We start from the raw sequence: 22,476 nt of genomic DNA, 5'->3' as shown, positions 1-22,476 counted from the left end.
CCGACCTGGGAGGGAACCCGGTTATCCTCGTGTTTGCCGCTTCGGGCCGGGTGCCTTTCCAGGTGTCGGTTCGAGGTAAGGGCTCCGGCGGGGTGTTGGCGCACCCCGCCGGGGCCGTCTTTCAGTTGGGGGTCTCGGGGCGTCGGGTGCTGGGGTCGGGGGTGCTGGTCCTCTCCGCCAGCTCGGTCAGCTCGGCTGGCACCTCGCCGGTCTCGTGGTAGGCCCGCCAGATGTCCAGCCCCGGGTAGCTGCCCGAGGTCAGCTCGGCGAGCAGTGCCCGCAGCCAGGCCGCCTCGGCGGCGCGCATGGCCAGGTCGTACTCCGTCTCGACCAGGAACAGTCGCGGGATCTCCCGCAGGTGCGCGTCGAGCGCTTCGCGGTCCTGGCGGATCGCGTCGTCCAGCAGGTCGAGCCGCTGCCGCAGCAGGTCGGTGGCCTCGTCGGGATGCAGTGCGGCGAGCACGGACAGGCCGGCGCGGAAGCGGGGATGCTCGGGCATCGGGGTGGAGACCAGCTCGCGGGCCCAGTCGACCAGCTCCGCCCGCCCCGCGTCGGTGATCCGGTAGACGGTGCGTTCCGGGCGCCGGCCTTCGCGGAGGCTCTCCACCTCCTCGATCATGTCGTGTTTGTCCATGTTGCGGATCACCGTGTAGAAGGATCCCCACTTGAACTCCATGTCCTGGTCCTTGCCCCAGGCGCGCAGTGCGGTGGCGATCTCGTACGGGTGCATCGGCCGCTGGACCAGGGCGGACAGCACGGCCAGCGCCAGCAGGTTGCCGACCTTGCGCCGCTTCGGCACGACGTTCTCCCGTTCCTCGTATCCGATTACTCGTAGGCGAGTATATGCGCACGAGTGCCCGGAGCGCGACCCCTGAACCGGGCCGCAACGGCCCGCCCCGACGCCCGGCCTACGATCACGGGGTGGAGGAAGATATCCGGCGGATTGGGATCATGGGTGGCACCTTCGACCCGATCCACCACGGGCACCTCGTCGCGGCCAGCGAGGTGGCGGACCGGTTCGGCCTGGACGAGGTGGTCTTCGTCCCCACCGGGCAGCCGTGGCAGAAGTCCGACGAGCCGGTCAGCCCTGCCGAGGACCGGTACCTGATGACGGTCATCGCCACCGCCTCCAACCCCCGCTTCCAGGTCAGCCGGGTCGACATCGACCGGAATGGGCCGACCTACACCGTCGACACGCTGCGCGACCTCCAGGCCGAGTACGGCCCCAAGGTGCAGCTGTTCTTCATCACCGGCGCGGACGCGCTGCAACGCATCCTGTCCTGGAAGGATCTGGACGAGATCTTCGAGCTGGCCCACTTCATCGGGGTGACCCGGCCCGGCTTCCGGCTCACCGACAAGCACCTGCCGGCGGACACTGTCAGCCTGGTCCAGGTGCCGGCGATGGCCATCTCGTCGACCGACTGCCGCGCGCGAGTGGCCCGGGGCGAGCCGGTCTGGTACCTGGTGCCCGACGGTGTGGTGCAGTACATCGGCAAGCGCAGCCTCTATCAGCGCTAATCACGCCCGATATGGGCCGTTTCATGCGCCTAATCGACCAGAACTGACAAGTCGGGGCGTCGCCGGGTATGAGACGCTTGGTGGATCGCACGGTTGATCGAAGGAGAACGGTGACAGTTTCCGAACGCGCTCACGAGCTGGCAATCGCTGCCGCCCAGGCCGCCGCCGACAAGAAGGCGCAGGACATCGCGATCATCGACGTCGGCGACCAGCTCGCCATCACCGACGCGTTCCTGCTCGCCGCCGCCCCCAACGAGCGTCAGGTGCTGGCCATCGTCGACGCCATCGAGGAGCGCCTGCTGGAGCTGCCGGAGAAGGCCAAGCCGATCCGGCGCGAGGGCGAGCGTGGTGGCCGCTGGGTGCTGCTCGACTACGTCGACATCGTGGTGCACGTCCAGCACACCGAGGAGCGCGAGTTCTACGGGCTCGACCGGCTCTGGAAGGACTGCCCCACCATCCCGTTCGTCGACCGCGACCTGGTCGAGGCCGACGCCGGCGGGTCCGCCGCAGCCGAATGACCCGACTGATCGTCTGGCGGCACGGCAACACCGACTGGAACGCTGCCAACCGAGTTCAGGGGCAGACCGACGTACCCCTGAACGAGCTGGGCCGCGACCAGGCCCGCGCCGCCGCCCCGCTGCTCGCGTCGCTGCGACCCGACGCCATCGTGTCCAGCGACCTGAGCCGCGCCGCGGAGACCGCCGCCGCGCTGGCCGCGCTGACCGGGCTGCCGGTCCGCACCGACGCTCGGCTGCGCGAGCGGCACTTCGGCCAGTGGCAGGGCCTGCACCTCACCGAGGTCGCCGAGCGCTTCCCGGCGGAGTACGCCCGCTGGCGGGCCGGTGACCCGGCCCCGGGTGCTGACCTGGAACCCCTGCGCGACCTCGGCGAACGGGTCGCCGCCGCGCTGCGGGAGGCGGCCGACGCGGCACCCGGCGGCACCGTGGTGATCGCCACCCACGGTGGCGGCTCCCGGCAGGGCGTCGGTCACCTGCTCGGCTGGGATCCCAGTGTGCTGCGCACCATCGGCTCGCTGGCCAACTGCCACTGGACCGAGCTGCGGCACGACGACGTCCGGGGCTGGCAGCTGCGGGCGCACAACGTCGGCCTGGTCACCGCGCCGGCCGTCGTCGACGCGGTCTGAGCCGCCGTCCCGTCCCACCGTCGGCGTGATCCGACCGCCGTCCCCACTGCCCGTGGTGCGCTCGCGCTTCGGCGTTCAGGGCCTCGATCGGCTAGCGTGCCGGGCATGCCCGTCGCGGTCGTCATCGACTCCACCGCCTACCTCCCGCCCGACCTGGTGCAGGCGCACCGGCTGACCGTCGTCCCGTTGACCGTCGTGCTCAACGGCGCGGAAGGGCTGGAGGGGGTGGAGACCCAGCCCGCCGACGCCACCCTGGCGTTGAGCGGCCGGCGGGTCACGGCCACCACATCCCGGCCGGCACCCGAACAGTTCGCGCAGACGTACCGCCGGCTGCTCGACGCCGGCGCCGACGGAGTCGTCTCGGTGCACCTCTCCGCCACTCTCTCCGGCACGGTCGAGGCGGCCCGGCTGGCCGCCGCCGACCTGGACGGCCGCGTTGCCGTGGTGGACAGCCGCTCGACCGGCATGGGCCTCGGGTTCCCGGCCATCGCGGCCGCCAAGGCCGCCGAGGCCGGCGCCGACCTGGCCGGGGTACGCGACGCTGCGCTCGCCGCCGTCGCCCGGACCACGGTCTGGTTCTACGTCGACACGCTGGAATTCCTCCGCCGGGGCGGCCGGATCAACGCGGCCGAGGCGCTGTTCGGCACCGCCCTGTCGGTCAAACCGATCATGCACATGCCGGACGGCGCGATCGTGCTGCGGGAAAAAGTGCGGACCGCCAGCCGGGGAGTGGCCCGGCTGGTCGACCTGGCCGTCGAGGCGGCCGGGGACGACGAGGTGGACCTCGGGGTGCACCATTTGGCCGCGCCGCAGCGGGCCGAGGCGCTGCTCGCCGCGCTGACCGAGCGGCTGGGTGACCGGCTGCACGACACGTACGTCTCCGAGGCGGGCGCGGTGGTCGCCGCGCACGCCGGTCCGGGGCTGGCCTGCGTGGTCGTCCACCGACGGCCGGCAGCCTGAGCCGGTGCCCACATCGTGCGTGGTGACCGGCGGTGGCCGTGGTGTCGGCCGGGCCGTGGTGGAACGGCTGGTGACGACCGGTGCCACCGTCGTCGTCATGGAGCGTGACGCCGACGTGCTGGACTGGCTGGCCGGACACCCGGCCGCCGACCGGCTGGTCGCCGTTGTCGGTGACGCCAATGACGAGCGGGTGGCCGAGCAGGCCGCCGACCAGGCGGAGCGGGCCGCGCCGCTGACCGGCTGGGTGAACAACGCGGCGGTGTTCCGGGACGCCTCGCTGCACTCGGCGTCGGCCGACGCGGTGCTGGACCTGATCGGGCAGAACCTGCGCCCGGCCGTGGTGGGTGCCGCGGTGGCGGTCCGCCGGTTCCTGGCCGCCGGCGCGGGCGGGTCCATCGTGAACATCTCGTCGCACCAGGCCCACCGGCCGGTGTCGGGTGCCCTGCCGTACTCGACGGCGAAGGCCGCCGTGGAGGGGCTCACCCGGGCGCTGGCCGTCGAGTACGGGCGGCACGGCATCCGCGCCAACGCTGTCGCGCTCGGCTCGATCGCCACCGAACGCCATGCCGACTTTCTCGCCACCCAGGAGCCCACCCAGGCCGAGTGGATCGACGCCGAACTGACCCGGCTGCACCCGGTGGGCCGGATCGGGCGGGTCGACGAGGTGGCGGAGGCGGTCGCGTACCTGCTGTCGCCAGCGGCGAGCTTCATCAACGGGGTGACTTTGCCGGTGGACGGGGGACGGGCCGTGCTCGGCCTCGACCCGGAGGCCCGCTGACCCGGGGTTGGCTCGCACGCTGGTCCTTCTGACGTCAGCGGACGCGAGCCCAGTCGACGAAGCGGTCAGCGAGGTTGGTCGGCGGGTTGCTCGGGTTCAGCGCGGTGAGGTCGCCGGTGGCTTCCTGCTGAAGGGACGCCAGGAGGACCAGCAGTGCCGGGCGGTCGTCGCGGTACTCGCCGAGGAGCCGCAGCTTCGCGGCCGAGCAGGGCCAGGCGATCCCGCAGGTCCGGCAGCGCCACGATGGCTTGATCACGGGGTGCTCCGAGCGGACGGTCATCCGCCGACCCTCACCGGGTCCCGGCGGACTGGCCGGCGACTCTCCGGAGCGACCGCAGGGACCTCCACCTCCTGTGCACCCTCCGGCATGAAGTACAGAGACCGCCGGGCCAACGCCATGCCGTCAGGCCCGAGTTGGTAGGCGTCGATCCACAGCCAGCCGTCGTACATGATCCAGTCCAGGACCCGGATGACCCGGACCGTGATGGGTCGAAAGAACTGCGGGCTTGCCGCACGGGTCAGGAGCAGAACTTCGCTGGGATGAACCTTGCGCGTGGTCACCGCGACCACCGACGGCGATCGCGAACGCGGTTCCCGACCTGGCCCGGCCCACGGAACGGCGGGATGAACGGCCCGATGGGGCCCGGTACGACCGGCCGGGCGGGCGGCGACGCCGGCGGTGGCGTCGGTGGCGGGTTTGCGGGCTTCGGCTGCGGCTTGTTGTTCGGCACGGTCTCCCCTGGGTGCTGGTGGGAGGGGCCGCCCCGTGAGTGCTCGCCCGTGGGGCGGCCCCGCTACGAACGCGTCCGCCGGGTTCGGGTCCCTGCCGGCCGCGCCGTCCACGAAGCACCTTGCCAAGGGTTGCGGGTCGAACACACTGCGTAGCAGTATCTCCTGTGGACGTGCAGAACGTTCCGGGGAGGATTCGGATGAACCACGCAGTCATTGAGGCGATGTCGGCAGCGGGCGAGACAGCGGACAGCCTCGCAGCTCAGATAGGCGTCGACCCGAAGACGGCAGCCAAGTGGGCGAACCCTGGACGTATTCCGCAGACTCGCCACCGATCGAAAGTCGCGGGAATTCTCGGCCGCGAAGAGGCGGACCTTTGGCCCGACCTGTTCAAGCGACGAGAGCCAGCATGGTTCCGGCCGTGGACCGACATCGAGCGTGAGGCTCTCGCGTTGCGTTGGTACGAGTCCGCCGTGTTACCCGGTCTCCTTCAGACCGAGGCGTACGCGCGAGCCGTGCTGAGTAGCGGGCAATGGGCTAGCGACGATATTCAAGGGCACGTCGAGACCCGCCTTCGCCGTCAGGCTGCCGTGTTTGATCGGCCTCGTCCGCCGCTCACCGTCTTCGTCGTCGACGAGGCCGCACTACGCCGGGGGAAACCCGACATTATGACCGATCAGATCGATCACCTGATGGCGCTCGCCGAGCGGCCAGCCGTCATGATTCACGTGGTCCCGCTGATGGCTGGTTTCCACCCCGGACAGGCCGGACCCTTCGTCATCGCCAGCACACCGGCAGGTCAGGATGTCGGCTACCTAGATGACCAGGCATCCGGGCGCATCAGTAATGACGTTGCTCCGTTGTGGGCGGTGTGGGATACCGTGAGGTCGGTCGCGCTACCGCGAGACCTGACCATCGATCTGATGAGAGCGCGAGCATGGTTGACCTGACCGGCGCCCACTGGCGCACCAGCACCCGCAGCAGTTCGAACGGTGGGGCGTGCGTGGAGGTCGCCGACAACCTTCCCGGCGTCGTGCTCGTCCGCGACACGAAGGACCGCGACGGTGGCACGCTGACCTTCGGGCCGGAGGCCTGGCAGAGCTTCGTGAACCTGGCCAAGGGGATCGCCGCCCAAGGCTGATCGACGCAAGGTGGAGCCCCGGTCACCCGTGATGGGTGTGCCGGGGCTTATTCGTGGCAGATCGCAGCCATCTCGCCCTTGCGCACCTGGCTGGCCGGGCGGGGTATAGCGCAAGTCGCCTCGCCATTCGGTCAGCGGGCGATGTGCTGATCTTGACGACGCCGCTGTGTTAGCCTCCCTGCGCGCCCCAGATGGGCCTACCCCCCGGAGGTTCTGGCTACTTCAGCCACCACGCCGAGATAGACGCGACGTACGCGTCTCTCGTGCGGGATCCGGGGCGTCGGTGCCCTCGGGGCTTTGTCATCGGTGTGGCTGGGTGAACGCTGTGGGCTTCCGGTCGGGTCTTCGGATCGAGCGGGAAGACGGTACGCATGACAGTCACGTTCAACCACACCATCATCGCCAGCAAGGACAAGCACGCGTCGGCCGCGTTCTATCGGGGGTTGTTCGAGCTGCCCGAGGCACACTCTTGGGGGCCGTTCGTCAACGTCCTGCTGGATGAGGGCGTGCTGCTCCAGTTCGCCGAGCCGCCGGTGGACATCCAGATGCAGCATTACGCGTTCCTTGTCGACGACGACCTGTTCCCGCGGTGCCTGGCGTTTGTCGAGGAGCGAGGCATCACGTACTGGGCCGACCCGCAGATGAAACGGCCGGGGGAGACCAACACCGAGCACGGCGGGCGCGGCTTCTACTTCATGGACCCGGCGGGGCACGCTGTCGAGATCATCACGCGGCCGTACCTGTAGCACGTTGATGCATGATCAGGGCGTTGTCCACACTGGCGTTACTTATCCACAGGGCGAGGCCAGGCCGCGCCGCCGCGCCGTCCGTCGCCATAGCGTCGCGTCGTGTCGCACGACGAGGAGACAGAGGTACGCCAGCGCCTGCACCGGCTGACGTCCCGGCCGGTTGGCGCGTTGCCGCCCCGGGCTGAGACGCCCCTCGCGGGCGTACCGCTGGTCGGCGCGTTGCCGCCCCGGGCCGGGGTGCCGCTCGTGGAGTCGGACGCGGGCGTGCCCCCGGGGCCGGACGGCCTCGCAGCCGGGCCGGGTTCGCGGCTGCCCGGTCCCGGGGCGTTCGACCCGGGGCGGCGCGGCGTGCGGGCGCTGGCGGTCGTGGCCGCGGTGGTCGTGCTCGGTGCCGCCGGTTGGGCCTGGCGGTCCCGGCCGCAGCAGGAGCCGGTCGCGCCGCTGGCCAGCGAGGCCGCTCCGGCCACTTCGGTGGGCGATCCCAGCGCGTCCGGCTCGGGCGAGCTGGTGGTGGCGGTCGCCGGCAAGGTCCGTCGACCCGGGCTGGTGCGGTTGCCGGCCGGATCCCGCCTAGCCGACGCGGTGCAGGCGGCCGGCGGCGCGCTGCCCGGTGTCGACGTGGCGCTGCTCAATCCCGCCCGCAAGGTCACCGACGGGGAGCTGATCGTGGTGGGGGTGACGCCACCGCCGGTGCCGGGCGATGCGGCCGGCCCGGCGGCGGGTGGGGCGGCACCCGCCGCCCGGCCGCTGAACCTCAACACCGCCACACTGGCGCAGCTCGACGCGTTGCCCGGAGTCGGGCCGGTGCTCGCCCAGCGGATCCTCACGCACCGGGATCAGCACGGCGGGTTCAAGTCCGTCGGCGACCTGCGCCAGGTCGACGGGATCGGTGACGCCCGCTACGAGCAGCTCAAGGATCTGGTAACGGTGTGAGGGGCCATTCCATCGTCAGTGCGCCGGGCGGCTTGAGCGTTGCCCAAGGTCAGACCCAACCGCCGGACCTGCGGCTGGCCGGGCTCGCCGTGGCCGCCTGGCTCAGCGCACTCGCCGGCCTGCACCTCGGCGCCCGGCCGGTCCTGGTGCTGGGCGGCACAGCCGCCGGCCTGACGGCGTTGAGTGCCCTGCACCTGCTTGGCCGCCTCGGCCACCCCCGTGCCACCGCCCGCCGGTACGGCTGGATCGCTGTGGCGGTCGGCCTCGGCGTGGTCTGCGGTGCGACGGCCACCGCCGCCCGGCTCGCCGTCCGGGACGCGCAGCCGATCCGCGTCCTGGCCGAGCAGCGCGCCCCGGTCACCGCTGACCTGGTCGTCCGGGACGATCCGCGTCCGATCCGGTCCGCCGCGCGGCCGGGCATGCTGCTGGTGCCGACGGAGCTGGTGCGACTCACCAGCGCGGACGGCCGACGGGTCGAAGCATCGGTGCGGTTGCTGATTCTGGCCACCGACCCGGCCTGGCGGGGGTTGCTGCCCGGGCAGCGCCTCACCGCCGAGGGTCGGCTCGGCGTCCCGCGCGGAGGTGACCTCACCGCGGCGGTGCTCAGCACCACCGGCCCGCCCGTGCGGCACGGTGTGCCGTCCTGGGCGCAGCGCGCCGCCGGGACGCTGCGCGCCGGCCTGCAACGGGCCTGCGCACCGCTCCCCGACGAGCCGGGTGGTCTGCTGCCCGGGCTGGTGGTGGGCGACACCAGTCGACTGCCACCCAGCGTCGAGGAGGACTTCCAGGCCACCGGCATGACACACCTCAACGCCGTCTCCGGTTCCAACGTGGCGATCGTCGTGGGCGCGGTGCTGTTGCTGGCCCGATGGGCACGGGCCGGCCCGTGGCTCGCCGCCGGGCTCTGCGGGGTGGCGCTGGTGGGTTTCGTCATCCTGGTGCGCCCGTCGCCGAGTGTCGTGCGGGCCGCCACGATGGGCGCGATCGGGCTCGCCGCGCTGGCCGCCGGCCGGCCCCGGGCCGCGCTGCCCGCGTTGGCCGCCGCCGTCACCGTGCTGGTGCTGGCCGACCCGGAGTTGGCCGGCGACGCCGGGTTCGCGCTCTCCGTGCTGGCCACCGGTGGCCTGCTGTTGCTCGCACCCCGCTGGCGGGACGGGCTGCGTCGACGGGGCGTCCCGGCCGGGCTGGCCGAGGCTCTGGCCGTGCCGGCGGCCGCGCAACTGGCCTGCGGGCCGGTCGTCGCCGGCATCTCCGGCACGGTCAGCCTGGTGGCGGTGCCGGCGAACCTGCTGGCGGTGCCGGCCATCGCGCCGGCGACCGTGCTGGGCGTGCTGGCGGCCACCGTGTCGCCGCTCTGGCCGGCCGGCGCCGAGTTCGCCGCCTGGCTGGCGAGCTGGCCGGCCTGGTGGCTGGTGGTCATCGCCAAGCAAGGCGCCCGACTGCCGGCCGGCACCCTGCCGTGGCCGGGCGGGGTGTGGGGCGCCCTGCTGCTGGCCGGGCTGACCGTGGCGCTGCTGATCGCGGTGCGCCGGCCGCTGGTGCGCCGGCTGGTGGCGGTGGTCGGCGTGGCCGCGCTGCTGGGCGCCCTCCCGGTCCGACTGGTGGCCTCCGGGTGGCCGCCGTCCGGCTGGGTGGTGGTGGCTTGCGCGGTCGGTCAGGGCGACGCCCTGGTGCTGCCGGTCGCCCCGGGCCGGGCGGTCGTGGTGGACGCCGGTCCGGAGCCGTCGGCGGTGGACGGCTGCCTGCGCCGGCTCGGCGTCCGGGAGGTGCCGCTGCTGGTGGTCAGCCACTTCCACGCCGACCACGTGGGCGGGGTGGCCGGGGTCTTCCGGGGGCGCCGGGTGGCCGCCGTGCTCACGCCACAGTCGACGGATCCGGAGAGCGGCCGGGAGTTGGTACGTGCGGCGGCGACCGCCGGGCGGGCCGCGGTGCTGACCACCGTCGCCGGTGCTCGCCATCCGGTCGGCGGAGTCGACCTGCTCGTGCTCGGCCCGCCGTACCCGCTGGCCGGAACGAGGTCCGACCCGAACAACAACTCGCTGATGCTGCGCGCCACGGTGGCCGGGGTACGGATCCTGCTGCCCGGCGACGCCGAGACCGAGGAGCAGCACGCGATCCTGGCGCGAGCAGGGCCGGGGCAGTTGCGGGCGGAGGTGTTGAAGGTGGCCCACCACGGCTCGGCGTACCAGGATCCGGGGTTTCTCGACGCCGTCCGGCCGGCCGTCGCCCTGGTGCCGGTGGGCACCGGCAACACCTACGGGCACCCGAATCCGGGGCTGCTCGCCCGGCTGAGCAGGGGCGGTGCCCGGGTGTTGCGGACCGACACCGACGGGGACCTGGCGGCGATCCGGGCGGGCGATGGCCTGGCCGTGGTCCGCCGGGGCGTACCGGCGGGTCAGCGCCCCTGACGGCCGGGTGCCGGTCAGCCGGTGAGGAGGTTGACCAGGATGCCTGCGGGGATCGACGCGGCGACCCCGGCCAGGAACCACCAGATCTGGGACTGCTGGCCCCTGCGGGTGGTCTCCACGATCGTCGTGATGCCCCTCAGCATCTCGTCAGGTGTCGGCGAGTGAGCCGCCATCGTGGCCCGCGTGGAAAGGTTCGACGCGGGCGCCTCCGGTCGCCGGACCCGGCTGGTCGCCGAGTGGGAGTCGCGTGCCTGGGACGCACGGAATCGGGGGCCTGCCTCGCCCGGCCGTGCGGCCGGCCGTTCTGACGGTCTCCCCCATGGTGCCGGCCCGGTCTGGTGCGGATACGACGGCGGCGCATCGGTGGTTGGTGGGAACCATGGCTCAGGCAGGTCGTCCAGCGGAGGTGGGGGCGGCGGTGCGGTGGTGCCGCGCCACGGAGCGCTCCCCACCCGGATATCTCCGTCGCCCGGCCGGGTCTCGCTCGTCCCCTGGTCGTGCTCGCCAACATGGCCGGGGCGCTGGCCGATCGGAGGGACGTCCTCCAACCTTCTCGCTTCGACGATGTTCGCGCTGCGTCCGGGTTGGACGACGCTCGCACGGCGTCCGACCCTGGTGAGGAGTACAGCCGTCGACAGCAGGAGGAGGTCGAGCGCGACCGCGACGACAGACCACGGCGTCGGAATGAAGTAGCCCGCCGTGCCGACTGCGATGGCCGCCGCGATCGAGAGCCGGGATGCGTTTCTCACCCGGGTAATCGAAGCACTTCAGTGCATCGGACGCTACGTACGACATGGCCTCGACATCAGCGCTCGCTGGTGCTGTTGCCGTTCACGTCTGCCGTCTTATGCATTAGATAATGAAATGCGATAAATGTCGGGATTTGCACTGAGTGCGGGCTGCGCCGAGTGAGCGGCGAATGACCAGGCACGATCCCACCGTGGGCCGTGCGAATATGGGCGGCGTGACCCCCGCCAGCCTCGCCCCCATTCTGCTCGTCCTCGGCGATGAGGAACTGCTCGCCACGCGCGCCGTGACCGAAGCGATCGCGAGGGTCCGCAGCGTCGACCCCGAGGTGGACGTCCGCGAGTACCAGGCGAGCGCGCTCACCGTCGGCGAGATCGCCGAGATGCTCAGCCCGTCGCTGTTCGGCGGGCGGCGGCTGCTCATCCTGCGCTCCGGCCAGGATGCCCGCAAGGACCTGGTCACCGCGCTGCTCGCGTACGCGAAGAACCCCGACCCGGAGGTTCAGCTGCTGGTGCTGCATCTGGGCGCTGCCAAGGGCAAGGCATTCGCCGACGGGCTGCGGGCGGCGGGCGCGACGGTGGTCCCGGCGGCGAAGCTCAAGGGGCACCGCGAGCGGGTGGCCTTCGTCCGCGACGAGATTCGCCGGGCCGGTGGCAAATGCACCGACGACGCCGCCGAGGCGCTGATCGCGGCGGTCGGCAACGACCTGCGCGAGCTGGCCGCCGCCTGCTCCCAACTGATCGCCGACACCGACGGGCGGATCAGCGCCGACACCGTCTCCCGCTACTACCGGGGTCGGATCGAGGTGACCGGCTTCACGGTGGCGGACGCCACCATGGTCGGCGACGTGCCGGCGGCTCTGGAGGCGCTGCGCTGGGCCCTGCACGTCGGGGTCGACCCGGTGCCCATCGCCGACGCCCTGGCCGACGGGGTGCGCACGGTGGCCCGGGTCGCGTCGGCCGGGCGGGGCAACCCGTACCAGCTCGCCAGCAGTCTCGGCATGCCGGCCTGGAAGATCGAGCGGGCGCAGCGACAGGGGCGCGGCTGGACGCCTGAGGGCCTGGTCCGGGCCATGCAGGTCGCCGCCGAGTGCAACGCGGCTGTCAAGGGCGGCTCGGACGATCGGGCGTACGCCCTGGAGCGTGCCGTCTTCTCGGTCGCGGCGGCCCGGCAGGGCAGCGGCCGGTGACCGGGCCGAACCGTACGGCGTGGGCCACCATCCCCGCCGATGAGGAGCGTTACCGGCCGCTCTACGCCCGGCTCCTCAACCTGCGGTTCGTCAACCCCGGCGGGGTGCTCTGCTTTCTCTTCTTCGAGGGCACCATCGCGCTGGCCGCACTGCTCGCCCTCGCCGAGCTGGTCACCTGGTGGTCCGTGCTGGTGCTGCCGGCCGTGGTGGCGGTGATGGTCAAACTCAACGACATGGTGGCCGCGATCGTGGTCCGCTCCGCCGCGCTCGTGCCCGAGCAGGAACGGGATCGCTTCCGCCGCCAGATGGAGCCGGTTGTCGGCCGGGCCCGGGTGGAGTGGATCTCGCACAGCGTCACCGGCGTGGTGATCGACGCCGATCCGGCGCGGCCTGTTCGCCGCCCGGACCGGTCGGACTGGCCGACGCCAGCGACCGAGGCTGGACACACGGAAGCCCCGGACCGGAGTCCGGGGCTTTCCGAATAGGTCTGACGGCGAGTCGTCAGGCGGAGAGAGCCACCACGCGCTTGGCGATCGCGGACTTGCGGTTCGCGGCCTGGTTGGAGTGGATCACGCCCTTGCTGACGGCCTTGTCCAGCTTGCGCGAGGCGTCCTGCATCAGCGCGGTGGCCTTCTCGACGTCACCGGCCTCAGCAGCCTCGTTGAACTTCCGGACGGCGGTCTTCAGCGACGACTTGACCGACTTGTTGCGCAGCCGGGCCTTCTCGTTCTGCCGGTTGCGCTTGATCTGGGACTTGATGTTCGCCACGCGACAGCCTCGTCTTGATAGCTCGGGTTGGTCAGCTTATGCGCGGGATGACGAACATGCGTCATCGCTGCGCGAAGAGCCAGGTTACCAGGTCGCCCGGGACGAGCCAAAACGGCCAGCCACCGCGCGGCCGAACGCGTCGATCACCCGGCCCATCGAGGACAAGTTTACGCCCCGGCCGTCACCGCCAGCCCTGGCGGTGGGCGAGCCAGTCGAGTGCCTGCTCGCCACTCCACCGCTGGTGCGCGGGCAGGTGCGGCGAGGCCGTCACCGGCGCTGCCGCGGCACCGGTGAGGTAGTAGCCGGCCAACGCGGCCAGGGTGGCGTCCAGCACGTCCGGGGGTGTGCCCGCGGTCGCCGGGTGCGCGGCGAAGAGCCGGTCCGCGTCCAGGCCGCCGGCGTACGCGGTGATCAGCAGGCCGGCCAGATCGAACCAGGCCGGCCCGTGGCAGACCCAGGTCCAGTCGCAGAACCAGGCCCGGCCGTCCGCACCGATGAGCACGTTGTCCACCCGCAGGTCGCCGTGGATCAGGCCGGTCACACCGGCGGCGTACCGGGGGAGGCGGGACTCCAGCGCCACCAGCTCGGGCAGCCGGTCCCGCAGGGGCGGCGGCAGCACCGGCGACGGCTCCCGACCGGCCGCGACCTCCTCCCACCAGAGGATGTCCGACCGGGCCAGGTCGGCCAGGTGCGGCAGGCCGAGTGCGGTCAGCTCGGCCGGCGGGTCGGCCAGCGCGGCGGCGACCTCGGCGTACCCGGTGAGCGTGGCGTTCAGCTCTGCCGGCACCCAGGGCAGCTGCGGCGTGTGGCCGTCGACGGCGTCGGTGCACAGCACGAACCAGCCGGCCTCGGACAGCGTCCACCGGGGGCGGGGCGCCGGCAGGCCGGCCGGCAGCCGGTCGAGGATCGCGGCCTCCCGGGCGTACCAGTCGACCAGGTGCGGTTGCTCGGCGGCGGGTGCGGCCTTGACGAAGGCCCGGCCGCCGACGGCGGTGCCGAGCACGGCGGCGAAGCCCCGGGTGAAGCCCGCGCCGGCGACCCGGGCGGTGACCACCGGCGCGCCGAGCCGGTCGGCGATCGCGTCCCGCAGCGCCGCCGGCAACGACGGCCACGACGGGCGCAGCGCGCTCGCGTGGTACGGGACCGGAGGCAACGGCGTGGGGGACGACACCCCACCATGCTGCCCCGGGGTACGTGCGCGGCGTGCGGCGACACTGCGAGACTGCCAAGCCATGAGGACCGAGGACTTCTGGCAGCTGATCGACCAGGCCCGTGCCGGCGGTGGGGGAGAACCGGGTCCGGTCGCCGCGCGGGCTGTCGCGCTGCTCGCCGAGCGTGACCCGGAGGACATCGTCGGATACGCCCGGCACCAGACGCGGGTGCTGGCCGCCTCGCACAAGGCGGATCTCTGGGGAGCGGCGTACCTGATCAACGGGGGTGCCTCGGCGGACGGCTTCGAGCACTTCCGGGGCTGGCTGATGACCCAGGGCCGGACGGTCTTCGCGCGCGCGGTCACCGACCCGGACTCGCTGGCCGAGCTGCCCCAGGTGCGGGCCGCCTCGCTCAGCGGCGAGGAGTTCTCCGCCGAGCACATGTTGGCGGTGCCCTGGGACGCGTACCGCAAGGCCACGGCGGCGGAACTGCCGGCGGACCGGGAGCCGGTGCGCGCGCCGGACCTCAACGACTTCTGGGACTTCGACGACGAGGAGGAGGCCCGCCGCCGGCTGCCCCGGCTGGCCGCGCTCTTCGTTGAGCCGCCGATGGAGTGAGGTGTTGGGCGGTTCGGCGCCCAGTGCCGGGGTCGCGGGGTAGGGAGGATCGCCCGCGCAGCGGACGCACCCCGGCGGCGTGGGAGCATAGAGGGGGTCGGCGGCGCGCCGGCCTGCTCACGTCAGCCGACCAGAACGGACCGCTGTGCCACCGAAGCTCGATCCCGGCGCGAACGCTCCTGGTGCCACCGACCCCGGTCGCATCCGGAACTTCGGCATCATCGCCCACATCGATCACGGGAAGTCGACCCTGGCCGACCGGATGTTGCAGCTCACCGGCGTGGTCGACCCCCGGCAGATGCGCGCCCAGTACCTGGACCGGATGGACATCGAGCGCGAGCGCGGCATCACTATCAAGAGTCAGGCCGTCCGGATGCCGTGGACCATCCGCGAGGGCGACCGGACCGGCGAGCACGCGGTGCTCAACATGATCGACACCCCGGGGCACGTCGACTTCACCTACGAGGTGTCCCGGTCGTTGGCCGCCTGCGAGGGGGCCGTGCTGCTGGTCGACGCCGCGCAGGGCATCGAGGCGCAGACCCTGGCCAACCTCTACCTGGCCCTTGAGAACGACCTGCGCATCATCCCGGTGCTCAACAAGATCGACCTGCCGGCCGCCCAGCCGGAGAAGTACGCCGAGGAGTTGGCGCACCTGATCGGCGGCGACCCCGCCGACTGCATCCGGGTCTCCGGCAAGACCGGCGAGGGGGTTCCGTACCTGCTCGACGAGATCGTCCGGCAGTTCATCCCGCCGGTCGGTGACGCCGCGGCGCCCGCCCGGGCGATGATCTTCGATTCGGTGTACGACGTCTACCGCGGCGTGGTCACCTACGTGCGGGTCATCGACGGCCGGATCAGCGCCCGGGACCGGATCAAGATGATGTCCACCGGGGCGGTACACGAACTGCTGGAGATCGGCGTCATCTCGCCGGAGATGGTGAAGGCCGAGGCGCTCGGTGTCGGCGAGGTCGGTTACCTGATCACCGGCGTGAAGGACGTCCGGCAGTCCCGGGTCGGTGACACGGTCACCATCAACAGCCGGCCGGCGTCCGAGGCGCTGGGTGGCTACAAGGACCCGAAGCCGATGGTCTACTCCGGCCTCTATCCGATCGACGGGTCCGACTACCCCAACCTGCGTGAGGCGCTGGACAAGCTCAAGCTCAACGACGCCGCGCTGGACTACGAGCCGGAGACCTCCGGGGCGCTCGGCTTCGGCTTCCGCTGCGGCTTCCTCGGCCTGCTCCACCTGGAGATCATCCGGGAGCGGCTGGAGCGCGAGTACAACCTCGACCTGATCTCCACCGCGCCGAACGTGGTCTACCGGGCGATCACGGACGACGGCGAGGAAATCGTCGTCACCAACCCCAGCGAATACCCGACCGGCAAGATCGCCGAGGTGTACGAGCCGGTGGTCCGGGCCACCGTGCTGACGCCCAACGACTACGTGGGCGCGGTGATGGAGCTGTGCCAGGGCCGCCGCGGCAGCCTGCTCGGCATGGACTACCTCTCCGCCGACCGGGTCGAGTTGCGCTACACGCTGCCCCTCGCGGAGATCATCTACGACTTCTTCGACCAGTTGAAGAGCCGGACCAAGGGCTACGCCTCGCTGGACTACGAGCCCTCCACCGAGCAGGCATCGGACCTGGTGAAGGTGGACATCCTGCTGCACGGCGAGCCGGTGGACGCGTTCAGCGCCATCGTGCACAAGGACAAGGCGTACAACTACGGCGTCACCATCGCCGCCAAGCTGCGCACCCTGATCCCGCGCCAGCAGTTCGAGGTGCCGATCCAGGCGGCCATCGGCAGCCGGGTCATCGCCCGGGAGACCATCCGGGCGATCCGCAAGGACGTGCTCGCCAAGTGCTACGGCGGTGACATCAGCCGTAAGCGCAAGCTGCTGGAGAAGCAGAAGGAAGGCAAGAAGCGGATGAAGATGGTGGGCCGGGTCGAGGTGCCGCAGGAGGCCTTCATCGCCGCCCTCTCCTCCGACTCCGGCGACGGCAAGGCCGCCGGCAAGAAGTGACCCCGACGCCGGTCCGCCGGCGCTGACTCACGAGAACCGCCGGTACGCCGGCGCTGACTGACGAGAACGGCCGGTGCCCCGGCCGGGCCGGTCGCCACGATCAGGCGTACGGCCGGGGGCGCCGGCCGTCGCCGTATCCGGATCCCGGTGGCCCGCCGCCTGCCGCCCGCCGCCCGCCGTGGGCAGAGCGCCAGCACGGCCTGGCGGCTGGCGGCAGGGCTTGCTCGCGACAGGGCGCGCTGGCGACAGACGGCTGACGACAGACGGCTGGCGGCTGGTGAAGAAAATTTTCTCCGCCTCGCCGTGCGGTGGGCGACCCGACGAGATGGCCTTCCACCTGGATGGACGCGCTCCCGTGCCAATCGACGCACCCGATCAGCATTGACGTGTGCCGCTCTCCGTTGAGAGTGAGTCGGTTTGGATTTCCGGTGGGTCGGGAACTTAGCGGTCACGACAGGAAGCACACATTGTGTGTCAGACATTCTTTGAAGGAGGGCGATCGTGGAGCTCACCGTGTGGGGCATCATCACTGCGCTTGTTGTTGGTCTCATCATCGGGGCCCTGGGCCGCCTGGTCGTCCCGGGCCGGCAGAACATGCCCATGTGGCTGCACATGCTGATCGGCGTCGGCGCGGCCCTGCTGGGCACGGTACTGGCGCGAGCCATCGGCATCGCGACGGAGACCAGCGGGATCGACTGGGGCGAGCTGCTGGTGCAGGTCGTCGTGGCGGCCATCGCGGTCGCGCTGGTGGCGGGTGTGGGTAGCCGCCGCAGGGTCACCCGATAACACCCCCCAACGTCACCTCGTACCACCGCGACACTTCCGATGGGCGCCCGACCAACAGGTCGGGCGCCCATCGGCGTTCACCTGGCCGCCCGGGGTGACCGCGCCGCGCGATGGCCTCAAGATCCGCGCACTTTCGCCGAAAGCGCTGTCTCAACCCGTTGGGAGGCAGCACTTTCGGCGATGTTGCGCGGATCTTGCGGCATCTCTCGAGAGGCCGGTTGCCGCGGGAGAGCGGTCGCCGGTGGAACACGTCCGTGTATGCCTGATCGTGATCCTCTGGCGGACAAAGTCGGTTTGGAATTTCGGTGGATCGGGCACTTAGCGGTCACGACAGGAAGCGCACGTTGTGCGTCAGACATTCTTTGAAGGAGGGCGACCGTGGAGCTCACCGTGTGGGGCATCATCACTGCCATCGTTGTTGGTCTCATCGTCGGCGCGCTGGGCCGCCTGGTCGTCCCAGGCCGGCAGAACATGCCGATCTGGCTGCACCTGCTGATCGGCGTCGGCGCGGCCCTGCTGGGCACGGTGCTGGCGCGGGCCATCGGCATCGCGACCGAGACCAGCGGGATCGACTGGGCCGAACTGCTGGTGCAGGTCGTGGTGGCCGCGATCGCGGTCGCGCTGGTGGCTGGCGTGGGTCGCCGCCGAAGCGTCACCCGATAACGACCTGGCATCACCTACGACCACCGCACTACTGAAAGAAGCGCCCGGCCATCGGCCGGGCGCTTCTTCGTGCTGAAGTGCCCGACTTCGGCCTGATGCCACGGTCCCTTTCGCCGATCCGCTGCGGTACGGTCGCCTCGCTCCGTCGATGCGCCCACTGTCGTAAAGGAATTCTTCGTACTAGGGTGCGGCGTGGAAGGTTAGTTCCAGGCGGCGCGAGGGGAGAAGTGGCGTGAACAGGTGGAAGCGGCTGGCCCCGGTCACTGCCGTAGTGGCCTCGGCCGCGATGGTGCTGACCGGCTGCGGCGGGGGCTCCGATGACGACGCGGCCGACAACAGCAAGCTCACGGTCTGGATGATGGGCGAGGGCGGCGACGCGCAGAACGCCTTCCTCGACGGAGTCGAGACCGAGTTCCGGCAGAAGCACCCCGACACCGACGTGGTGGTGCAGTACCTCCCGTGGCTCGAGGCGCCCAAGAAGTTCCAGGCCGCGCTCGCCGGCGGTGAGGGACCGGACATCACCGAGCTGGGCAACACCGAGACCCAGGGCTGGGCGGCCCAGGAGGCACTCGCCGACGTGAGCGGGCGGATGGGTGGCTGGACCGACGGCAAGGACCTGCTGCCCGACCTCGTCCGCAACGCGCAGCTCGACGGCAAGCAGTACGGCGTGCCCTGGTACGCCGGCGTCCGGGCCATCTACTACCGCACCGACTGGTTCGCCGAGGCGGGCGTGCAGCCGCCGAAGACCTGGGACGAGCTGGTCAGCGTGGCCAAGGCTGTGCAGGCCAAGAAGCCGGGCACCTACGGCATCGCGTTGCCGGGCAACTCCGAGCTGCCGTTCTACTCCTTCCTCTGGGGGGCCGGCGGTGAGATCGCCAGCAACCAGGGCGGCACCTGGAAGTCCGGCTACACCACCCCCGAGGCGCAGCGGGCGGTCAAGTTCTGGACCGACCTGGTGACCGTGCACAAGGTGGCTCCGCCGGCGGCGGCAGGCTGGAACGAGATCGACGCCCGCACCCAGTTCGCCACCGGCAAGGCCGCGATGGCCTTCGCCGGCAGCTGGCAGCAGGGTGCCATCAAGAAGGACAACCCCGAGATCGAGAAGGTCTGGGGTACGTTCCCGATCCCCGGCCCCGACGGCAAGGCGGCACCCGCTTTCGCCGGTGGCTCGGACCTGGCGATCTGGAAGGACAGCGAGCGCCAGGACCTGGCCTGGGACTACCTGACCGTGCTGCTGAACAAGAAGAACTCGCAGAGCTTCGCGAGCAGCCTCGGCTTCTTCCCGGTCTACCAGGACCTGGTCGCCGGTGACACGTACGCCAACGACAAGATCATGGCGGCGTTCGCCACCACCATGCAGAACACCAAGCTCACGCCGCTCACCCCGAAGTGGGTGGAGGTCAGCCGGACGAAGACGGTGACCCAGGCGATGAACAGCTCGGTCATGAAGGGTCAGAAGACGGTCGAGAAGGCTACCGCCGATGCGGCCGGTGAGATGGAAAGCATCCTCAACGCCAAGTGACCACGCTGACCGAGGCGCCGGAGGCCGCTGCCGCGCGGGAGATCCCCGCGCGGCGGCGCCGCCCGGTGGACCGCCTGCCCTACCTGCTGCTCCTGCCCGCGCTGGTGATCATCGGTGTGCTGCTGCTCTGGCCGCTCGGCCAGGTGGTGACGATGTCCTTCTACCGGCTGAACAGCGTCCGGCAACTGCGCGGCGACCGGGAGTGGCCATGGGTGGGGCTGGGCAACTACACCGAGATCCTCTCGGATCCGTTCTTCCTGACCGTGCTGCGCAACACGGTCCTGTTCGCCGCGGCCAACGTGCTGCTCACGATGGTTCTCGGCACCCTGGTCGGGCTGCTGCTCAACCGGCTCGGCCGCAAGATGGCCACCTTCGTGGCCAGCTGCGTGATGCTCGCCTGGGCCACCCCGGCGCTGACCGGCACGATCGTCTGGAAGTGGATCTTCGACGACACGAGCGGCCTGGTCACCTGGCTGTTCAACGCGCTGCCGGACGGCCTCTCCAACGGCCTGTTCGGCCGCAGTGACTGGACCGGCTACGGCTGGTTCAACTCGCCACTGCTCTTTTTCGCCATCCTCACCCTGGTGGTGGTCTGGCACTCGTTCCCGTTCATCGCGGTGAGCGTGCTCGCCGGCCTGAAGAGCGTGCCGAGCGAGCTGCACGAGGCGGCCCGGGTGGATGGCGCCAGCCCTTGGCGGGTGTTCTGGAAGATCACCTTCCCGCTGCTGCGCCCGGTCTTCGGGATCCTGATCGTGCTCTCCACCATCTGGGACTTCAAGGTCTTCACCCAACAGTTCGTGCTGGCTGGCGGCACCCAGGACCGGCCGACGTTCATGCTCTCCATCTACTCCTACGCGGAGGCGTTCTCGCCGCCGCCGAAGTACGGCCTCGGTGCGGCCATCGCGGTGATCCTCACGCTGATCCTGCTCGTGGTCACCGGCTTCTACGTGCGGATGGTGCTCAAGCAGGAGGACGAGTAGTGAAGAAGGTCGCCCTCAACGCCGCCGGGCTGCTGGTCGCGCTCTTCGCGGCCTTTCCCGTCTACTGGATGATCTCCACCTCGCTGAAGCCGAGCAGCGAGATCTTCTCGGCCACCCCGCAGCCGGTGCCGACCCACCCGACGCTGACGCACTACCGGGAGATCCTGACCGGCAACCTCATCCCCGGCGTGAGCTTCTTCGATTTCTTCCTCAACAGCGCGCTGGTGGCGGTCTCGACGGTGGTGCTCAGTGGCCTGGTCGCGCTGCTCGCCGCGACGGCGGTCGCCCGGTTCCGGTTCAAGCTGCGGACCAGCTTCCTGATCATGCTGCTGGTGGTGCAGATGATCCCGCTGGAGGCGTTGGTCATCCCGCTGTTCCTGATGATCCAGCGGCTCGGGCTCTACAACACCCTGCCCAGCCTGATCCTCACGTACCTCGGCTTCTCGCTGCCGTTCGCGGTCTGGATGCTGCGGGGCTTCGTCGCGGCCGTGCCCAAGGAACTGGAGGAGGCGGCGGCCATCGACGGGGCCACCCGGGCCCAGACCTTCCGCCGGATCCTCTTCCCGCTGGTGGCGCCCGGCCTGGTGGCCACCAGCATCTTCTCCTTCATCACCGCGTGGAACGAGCTGATCTTCGCGCTGACGTTCATCAACGACCAGGGTCGCTACACCCTGCCGGTGGCGATGACCTTCTTCTTCGGCCGGGACGACACCAACTGGGGGCCGGTGATGGCCGCCTCCACCCTGTTCACCCTGCCGGTCATCATCTTCTTCCTGCTGGTGCAACGACGGATGGTCTCCGGCCTGGTCGCCGGCGCCGTCAAGGGCTGACCAGGGCAGGCAGCGTCGGGCCTGACCGGACCGCGTGCGGCCCAGGCCGGACCGGGCCGCCACGCCGCGTCGAGCGCGGGTATCGGCGGGCGCGTCGGGCGCAGCGCCGCCACTAGGCTGACCGTCATGACGGGCAGGGTGGCAGCGGTGAACCTCGGCGTGGTGACCGAGGCGGAGTGGGCCGGCGACGCGAGCGGTCGCAGCGGCATCGACAAGCGACCGGTCGACGGGCCGGTGCCGCTGCTCGCCGGTGGCCTGGTCGGCGACTTCATCGCCGAGCGCGCCCACCACGGCGGGCCGGACAAGGCCGTCTACGCGTACGCCGAGGAGGACGCCGCGTGGTGGTCCGCGGAGATCGGCCGCGCCGTCCGGCCCGGCGGCTTCGGCGAGAACCTCACCACCTACGCGGTCGACGTGACCGGGGCGGTGATCGGCGAGCAGTGGGCGATCGGCACGGCGGTGCTCCAGGTGACCATGCCGCGTACCCCCTGCACCACGTTCGCCGGCTTCTGGGGGATGCCCGACCTGATCCGGCGGTTCACCGTGCGTGCCACCCCGGGGGCGTACCTGCGGGTGCTGCGCGAGGGCGAGGTGGGTGCCGGTGACCCGGTCGAGGTCGTGGAGCGGCCGGCGCACGGGGTGACCATCGGCGAGGTGTTCCGGGCGACCAGCCTGGAGCCGGAGTTGCTGCCCCGGCTGCTCGACGCGGAGGACCTGCCGGTGGCGATCAGGGAGAAGGCCCGCCGCCGCCTCGCCAGCCGCGCCTGACCGACCACCGACCGCGCCTGAGGGCCGGCCGTGCCTGACACTTGGCTGCCCTCGGGGCGGTTCACCCTTGC

At 71.2% G+C, this 22,476-nt stretch carries 26 protein-coding genes; 20 read left to right on the top strand and 6 right to left on the bottom strand.

Annotation, left to right across the window (positions count from 1 at the left end; all coding sequences use genetic code 11):
* Window positions 1-121: 121 nt before the first annotated feature.
* Window positions 122-799 (bottom strand): PadR family transcriptional regulator, encoded by a 678-nt coding sequence (locus tag ABZV00_RS22095; protein WP_328419398.1) that lies wholly within the window; start codon window positions 797-799, stop codon window positions 122-124.
* Window positions 800-921: 122 nt separating this feature from the next.
* On the opposite strand from ABZV00_RS22095, the gene nadD reads away from it, so the two are divergent.
* From nadD to ABZV00_RS22070, 5 genes are all read left to right on the top strand, one after another.
* Complete coding sequence (gene nadD / locus ABZV00_RS22090) at window positions 922-1,518, top strand: nicotinate-nucleotide adenylyltransferase (RefSeq protein WP_328419396.1); 597 nt, start codon at window positions 922-924, stop codon at window positions 1,516-1,518.
* 110 nt (window positions 1,519-1,628) lie between these two features.
* On the top strand, window positions 1,629-2,036 hold the full coding sequence (rsfS, locus tag ABZV00_RS22085; RefSeq protein WP_328419394.1) for a ribosome silencing factor: 408 nt from the start codon (window positions 1,629-1,631) through the stop codon (window positions 2,034-2,036).
* Window positions 2,033-2,662 (top strand): histidine phosphatase family protein, encoded by a 630-nt coding sequence (locus tag ABZV00_RS22080; RefSeq protein WP_355609127.1) that lies wholly within the window; start codon window positions 2,033-2,035, stop codon window positions 2,660-2,662. Before rsfS ends, ABZV00_RS22080 begins: the two co-directional genes overlap by 4 nt.
* A 105-nt stretch (window positions 2,663-2,767) precedes the next feature.
* Window positions 2,768-3,622, top strand: coding sequence for a DegV family protein (locus ABZV00_RS22075; RefSeq protein WP_355609125.1), 855 nt, complete (start codon window positions 2,768-2,770; stop codon window positions 3,620-3,622).
* A 4-nt stretch (window positions 3,623-3,626) separates the two neighbouring features.
* Window positions 3,627-4,400: an SDR family oxidoreductase gene (locus ABZV00_RS22070; RefSeq protein WP_355609122.1), complete on the top strand. Its 774-nt coding sequence runs from the start codon at window positions 3,627-3,629 to the stop codon at window positions 4,398-4,400.
* Between the two features lie 34 nt (window positions 4,401-4,434).
* On the opposite strand, the gene ABZV00_RS22065 is transcribed toward ABZV00_RS22070, so the two are convergent.
* Window positions 4,435-4,680 (bottom strand): flavin reductase, encoded by a 246-nt coding sequence (locus tag ABZV00_RS22065; RefSeq protein WP_355609119.1) that lies wholly within the window; start codon window positions 4,678-4,680, stop codon window positions 4,435-4,437.
* Entirely contained in the window at window positions 4,677-4,961 is a 285-nt protein-coding gene (locus ABZV00_RS22060; protein ID WP_355609116.1) for a hypothetical protein, read from the bottom strand. Before ABZV00_RS22060 ends, ABZV00_RS22065 begins: the two co-directional genes overlap by 4 nt.
* 368 nt (window positions 4,962-5,329) lie before the next feature.
* On the opposite strand from ABZV00_RS22060, the gene ABZV00_RS22055 reads away from it, so the two are divergent.
* The 5 genes from ABZV00_RS22055 to ABZV00_RS22035 all read left to right on the top strand — a co-directional run bounded on the left by ABZV00_RS22055 (window position 5,330) and on the right by ABZV00_RS22035 (window position 10,360).
* Complete coding sequence (locus ABZV00_RS22055; RefSeq protein ID WP_355609113.1) at window positions 5,330-6,079, top strand: DUF5753 domain-containing protein; 750 nt, start codon at window positions 5,330-5,332, stop codon at window positions 6,077-6,079.
* Complete coding sequence (locus ABZV00_RS22050; RefSeq protein ID WP_355609230.1) at window positions 6,076-6,270, top strand: DUF397 domain-containing protein; 195 nt, start codon at window positions 6,076-6,078, stop codon at window positions 6,268-6,270. Before ABZV00_RS22055 ends, ABZV00_RS22050 begins: the two co-directional genes overlap by 4 nt.
* 371 nt (window positions 6,271-6,641) lie before the next feature.
* Window positions 6,642-7,016: a VOC family protein gene (locus ABZV00_RS22045; RefSeq protein ID WP_355609110.1), complete on the top strand. Its 375-nt coding sequence runs from the start codon at window positions 6,642-6,644 to the stop codon at window positions 7,014-7,016.
* Window positions 7,017-7,118: 102 nt separating this feature from the next.
* The gene (locus ABZV00_RS22040; protein WP_355609108.1) at window positions 7,119-7,952 is read left to right on the top strand and encodes a ComEA family DNA-binding protein; all 834 of its coding nucleotides are present in this window, start codon (window positions 7,119-7,121) and stop codon (window positions 7,950-7,952) included.
* 32 nt (window positions 7,953-7,984) lie between these two features.
* Complete coding sequence (locus ABZV00_RS22035; protein WP_355609105.1) at window positions 7,985-10,360, top strand: ComEC/Rec2 family competence protein; 2,376 nt, start codon at window positions 7,985-7,987, stop codon at window positions 10,358-10,360.
* A gap of 14 nt (window positions 10,361-10,374) precedes the next feature.
* Here the strand turns inward: ABZV00_RS22035 and ABZV00_RS22030 are convergent, their stop codons facing one another.
* Window positions 10,375-10,503: a hypothetical protein gene (locus ABZV00_RS22030; RefSeq protein ID WP_328419377.1), complete on the bottom strand. Its 129-nt coding sequence runs from the start codon at window positions 10,501-10,503 to the stop codon at window positions 10,375-10,377.
* 812 nt (window positions 10,504-11,315) lie between these two features.
* On the opposite strand from ABZV00_RS22030, the gene holA reads away from it, so the two are divergent.
* Entirely contained in the window at window positions 11,316-12,296 is a 981-nt protein-coding gene (holA, locus tag ABZV00_RS22025) for a DNA polymerase III subunit delta (protein ID WP_355609227.1), read from the top strand.
* Entirely contained in the window at window positions 12,293-12,781 is a 489-nt protein-coding gene (locus ABZV00_RS22020; protein ID WP_355609102.1) for a hypothetical protein, read from the top strand. Before holA ends, ABZV00_RS22020 begins: the two co-directional genes overlap by 4 nt.
* Window positions 12,782-12,797: 16 nt before the next feature.
* Here the strand turns inward: ABZV00_RS22020 and rpsT are convergent, their stop codons facing one another.
* Both rpsT and ABZV00_RS22010 read right to left on the bottom strand, forming a co-directional pair.
* Window positions 12,798-13,064, bottom strand: a complete 267-nt coding sequence (gene rpsT / locus ABZV00_RS22015) for a 30S ribosomal protein S20 (protein WP_109818418.1) — start codon at window positions 13,062-13,064, stop codon at window positions 12,798-12,800.
* A gap of 181 nt (window positions 13,065-13,245) precedes the next feature.
* Window positions 13,246-14,235: a phosphotransferase gene (locus tag ABZV00_RS22010; protein ID WP_355609099.1), complete on the bottom strand. Its 990-nt coding sequence runs from the start codon at window positions 14,233-14,235 to the stop codon at window positions 13,246-13,248.
* 61 nt (window positions 14,236-14,296) lie between these two features.
* Between ABZV00_RS22010 and ABZV00_RS22005 the strand changes: the two genes are divergently transcribed.
* From ABZV00_RS22005 to ABZV00_RS21970, 8 genes are all read left to right on the top strand, one after another.
* Complete coding sequence (locus ABZV00_RS22005) at window positions 14,297-14,833, top strand: DUF4240 domain-containing protein (RefSeq protein ID WP_355609096.1); 537 nt, start codon at window positions 14,297-14,299, stop codon at window positions 14,831-14,833.
* A 145-nt stretch (window positions 14,834-14,978) separates the two neighbouring features.
* Window positions 14,979-16,856: a translation elongation factor 4 gene (gene lepA, locus ABZV00_RS22000; RefSeq protein WP_355609094.1), complete on the top strand. Its 1,878-nt coding sequence runs from the start codon at window positions 14,979-14,981 to the stop codon at window positions 16,854-16,856.
* 501 nt (window positions 16,857-17,357) lie between these two features.
* The gene (locus ABZV00_RS21995; RefSeq protein WP_355609091.1) at window positions 17,358-17,642 is read left to right on the top strand and encodes a GlsB/YeaQ/YmgE family stress response membrane protein; all 285 of its coding nucleotides are present in this window, start codon (window positions 17,358-17,360) and stop codon (window positions 17,640-17,642) included.
* 378 nt (window positions 17,643-18,020) lie between these two features.
* Window positions 18,021-18,305 carry a GlsB/YeaQ/YmgE family stress response membrane protein gene (locus ABZV00_RS21990; RefSeq protein WP_091410004.1) on the top strand — a complete coding sequence of 95 codons (285 nt, stop codon included), beginning with the start codon at window positions 18,021-18,023 and terminating at the stop codon, window positions 18,303-18,305.
* A gap of 232 nt (window positions 18,306-18,537) precedes the next feature.
* Window positions 18,538-19,827 (top strand): sugar ABC transporter substrate-binding protein, encoded by a 1,290-nt coding sequence (locus ABZV00_RS21985; protein WP_355609088.1) that lies wholly within the window; start codon window positions 18,538-18,540, stop codon window positions 19,825-19,827.
* A complete protein-coding gene (locus tag ABZV00_RS21980; protein ID WP_355609086.1) occupies window positions 19,824-20,807 on the top strand; it encodes a sugar ABC transporter permease in 984 nt (327 codons plus the stop codon). Before ABZV00_RS21985 ends, ABZV00_RS21980 begins: the two co-directional genes overlap by 4 nt.
* A complete protein-coding gene (locus tag ABZV00_RS21975) occupies window positions 20,807-21,637 on the top strand; it encodes a carbohydrate ABC transporter permease (protein WP_328419360.1) in 831 nt (276 codons plus the stop codon). The genes ABZV00_RS21980 and ABZV00_RS21975 overlap by 1 nt, the downstream gene beginning before the upstream one ends.
* A gap of 126 nt (window positions 21,638-21,763) precedes the next feature.
* Window positions 21,764-22,405, top strand: a complete 642-nt coding sequence (locus ABZV00_RS21970) for an MOSC domain-containing protein (protein WP_355609083.1) — start codon at window positions 21,764-21,766, stop codon at window positions 22,403-22,405.
* Window positions 22,406-22,476: the final 71 nt, after the last annotated feature.

Source organism: Micromonospora sp. NPDC005173, from assembly GCF_040608515.1.
GTDB lineage: Bacteria > Actinomycetota > Actinomycetes > Mycobacteriales > Micromonosporaceae > Micromonospora.
Note: the sequence above shows the minus strand (reverse complement) of the source record. Positions and strands in the feature narration are given on the sequence as shown.

Bases quoted from the DNA above. Each gene is read 5' to 3' on its own strand.
- ABZV00_RS22080 (WP_355609127.1), top strand. From the start codon at position 2,033: ATGACCCGACTGATCGTCTGGCGGCACGGCAACACCGACTGGAACGCT.
- ABZV00_RS22075 (WP_355609125.1), top strand. From the start codon at position 2,768: ATGCCCGTCGCGGTCGTCATCGACTCCACCGCCTACCTCCCGCCCGAC.
- ABZV00_RS22065 (WP_355609119.1), bottom strand. From the start codon at position 4,680: ATGACCGTCCGCTCGGAGCACCCCGTGATCAAGCCATCGTGGCGCTGC.
- ABZV00_RS22055 (WP_355609113.1), top strand. From the start codon at position 5,330: ATGAACCACGCAGTCATTGAGGCGATGTCGGCAGCGGGCGAGACAGCG.
- ABZV00_RS22045 (WP_355609110.1), top strand. From the start codon at position 6,642: ATGACAGTCACGTTCAACCACACCATCATCGCCAGCAAGGACAAGCAC.
- ABZV00_RS22030 (WP_328419377.1), bottom strand. From the start codon at position 10,503: ATGCTGAGGGGCATCACGACGATCGTGGAGACCACCCGCAGGGGCCAG.
- holA (WP_355609227.1), top strand. From the start codon at position 11,316: ATGGGCGGCGTGACCCCCGCCAGCCTCGCCCCCATTCTGCTCGTCCTC.
- ABZV00_RS22005 (WP_355609096.1), top strand. From the start codon at position 14,297: ATGAGGACCGAGGACTTCTGGCAGCTGATCGACCAGGCCCGTGCCGGC.
- ABZV00_RS21970 (WP_355609083.1), top strand. From the start codon at position 21,764: ATGACGGGCAGGGTGGCAGCGGTGAACCTCGGCGTGGTGACCGAGGCG.